Origin of the sequence: Actinomadura sp. NPDC048032 (assembly GCF_040653175.1) — a bacterium.
GTDB lineage: Bacteria > Actinomycetota > Actinomycetes > Streptosporangiales > Streptosporangiaceae > Spirillospora > Spirillospora verrucosospora.
On record NZ_JBEZJP010000676.1, the window covers coordinates 1 to 2,655 of the forward strand.

Sequence of the window (2,655 nt, forward strand, 5' to 3'; positions counted from 1 at the left end):
GCCGCTCCGCCGCTCCCGCCGACTTCCAGCACACGTACTTGGCGCGGGGACTCCGCGAGCTTGCGGCGCAGCACGGAGATCTCCTCCTCCAGGAAGGAGATCTGCGTCTGGAGGTCCCTGACCTCCTTTTCGTGCTGCGCCCTGCGCGCCCCTGCATCGTCACGAGCGGCCACGCCCCGCCACCTCCTCACGAAGAGAGCCGACGACCTACTGAGACCCTACCTATCTGGAGGGCTTCCGTAACCTGCCCATTCGGTGTTCGTGTCGTGCGGGGGTCTTCCGGGAGGGTTGGCAGGGGTCCCGTGGAGGTGGCGCGGGGCGAGCCCTTACGACGTCCGGACCTGCGGGTTCGGCACGCCGGGCGTGTCGTGGCACGGCGTTTGCCGAGTCCGGTGGCGGGGCGCCGGAGGAATGTGATCTAGGCCTCGGCCGGGACCCCGGGCGCGGCGTCCGGGGCGGGGGCGACCTCGGAGGCGGCTCCGGAGGCGGCTCCGGAGGCGGCTCCGGAGGCGGCCCCGGACGGGGGCGCGGCGTCGCCGGGCGCGGGGTGGGCGCCCTTCGCGGGGCGGCGGCGCCGGGCGGGCGGGGTCACGCCGTCGGCGAGGCGGCGCGCGGTGACGAGGAAGCCGGTGTGGCCGACCATGCGGTGGTCGGGGCGGACGGCGAGCCCGTCGACGTGCCAGGAGCGCAGCATGGTCTCGAAGGCGTAGGGCTCGGCGAACCGCCCGTGGGAGCGCAGGTCCTCGACGACCCGCGACATCTGGGTGGTGGTGGCGATGTAGGCGCAGACCATGCCGCCGGGCACGAGGGCCTTGGCGACGGCGTCGAGGGTCTCCCAGGGCGCGAGCATGTCGAGGACGACGCGGTCGACGTCGGTCTCGGCGAGGGCGTCCTCCAGGGAGCCGACGGTGAGGCGCCAGGCGGGGTGGGGCCCGCCGAAGAACTTCTCGACGTTGGCGCGGGCGATGTCGGCGAAGTCGGGCCGGCGCTCGTAGGAGGAGACGAGGCCGTGCTCGCCGACGGCGCGCAGCAGGAAGCAGGTGAGGGCCCCGGACCCGGCGCCGGCCTCGACGACGCGGGCCCCCGGGAAGATGTCGGCCATCGCGATGATCTGGGCGGCGTCCTTGGGGTAGACGACGGCGGCGCCGCGCGGCATGCGGAGGGTGAAGTCGGCGAGCAGCGGGCGGAAGGCCAGGTACTCGATGCCGCCGCTGGACCGGAAGACGCTCCCCTCGGGGCTGCCGATCATCTCGTCGTGCGGGATCGAGCCCTTGTGCGAGTGGTAGACCTTGCCGGGCTGGAGGGTGATGGTGTTGATCCGGCCCTTGGGGTCGGTGAGCTGAACCTGGTCGCCGGGGCGGAACGGGCCGTGCGGGATGCGGCCGGGCGAGGGGGCGGGGCCGTCGGGTCGGGGTTCGCTCATGGAGGTCAAGGCTAGCGGCGCGCGCGGGCAGGTCGGGCCGCCGCGGCGGCCCGCGGGGGCGCTCAGATGCCGGCGAAGGCGCGGTCGACGTCGGCGACCGCGAGGACGCCGTAGACGCCTCCGTCGGGCTCCACGAGCAGGTACTCCGAGGCGGGCGCGCGGCGCAGCGCCTCGACGAGCTCCTCGCCGGACAGGTCGGCGGCCAGCTGCAGCCCGTCGTCGATGCCCCGCGACAGCTCGCCCACGCTGACCCAGGGGCGGCGGTGCTCGGGGGTCGCGGTGACGGCCTTCTCGCTGACCAGGCCGAGGGGCCTGCCGTCGTGGTCGGCGATGACGATGGCGCCGGCGTGGTCCTCGCGGGCGCGGCGGACGGCCTCGGCGAGCGGGACGTCGGCGGTGACGAGGGTGGCGCGGCGGGCGAGGCGGCGCGCCGACAGCAGCGGGATGCGGTCGCGGACGCGCTCGGCGCGGATCGACTGGGTGGCGCCGACCCAGATGAACGAGGCGACGAGGGCCGACCAGAGCAGGGCGAGCCAGCCGATGCCGCCGCCCTCGCCGGTGTTGTAGGTGGCCAGGTAGGCGCCGGCGACGAGGCAGGCGATGGCGACGCCGCGTCCCACCCAGCCGGCGAAGACGCCGCCGCTGCGGCTGCGTCCGGTGACCTTCCAGACGACGGCGCGCACGAGGCGGCCGCCGTCCAGCGGGAGGCCGGGCAGCAGGTTGAACAGCCCGACCAGGAGGTTGGCGAAGGTGAGGGCCTCGATGAGCAGCAGCGCGACGTCGGGCAGGGGGACGACGGCGTGGACGAGCAGGCCGAGCCCGGCGAGGACGAGGTTGACCAGCGGCCCGGCGAAGGCGATGAGGAACTCGCGGCCGGGGGTGGGGGCCTCGCGCTCGATGGAGGTCTCCCCGCCGAGGATGTGGAGGGTGACCGAGCGGACGGGCAGGCCGAAGGCGCGCGCGGTGACGGCGTGGCTCAGCTCGTGGACGAACACCGAGCCGTAGAGCAGGACGGCGTAGGTGAAGGCGACGAGGTAGCTGAGCGGGCGGCTGACGACGCCGTCGACCTGGCCCTCGAACATGACGGTGACGAGGACCGCGACCAGGAACCAGCTGGGCGAGACGTAGACGGGCACGCCGAACAGGCGGCCCATGAGCAGGCCGGGGCGTGCGGGGCCATGAATCTCTACATCGCCCGCGGCTAGGGCTCGTCCGAGGGGAAGTCGGTCGAG

Annotated in this window: 2 protein-coding genes; both read right to left on the reverse strand. The window is 74.4% G+C overall.

The window, feature by feature from the left end; translation table 11 throughout:
- Positions 1 to 418: 418 nt before the first annotated feature.
- Positions 419 to 1,423 (reverse strand): tRNA (adenine-N1)-methyltransferase, encoded by a 1,005-nt coding sequence (locus AB0C69_RS40925; protein ID WP_360362002.1) that lies wholly within the window; start codon positions 1,421 to 1,423, stop codon positions 419 to 421.
- A 62-nt stretch (positions 1,424 to 1,485) separates the two neighbouring features.
- Positions 1,486 to 2,577 carry a site-2 protease family protein gene (locus tag AB0C69_RS40930; RefSeq protein ID WP_360362005.1) on the reverse strand — a complete coding sequence of 364 codons (1,092 nt, stop codon included), beginning with the start codon at positions 2,575 to 2,577 and terminating at the stop codon, positions 1,486 to 1,488.
- Positions 2,578 to 2,655: the final 78 nt, after the last annotated feature.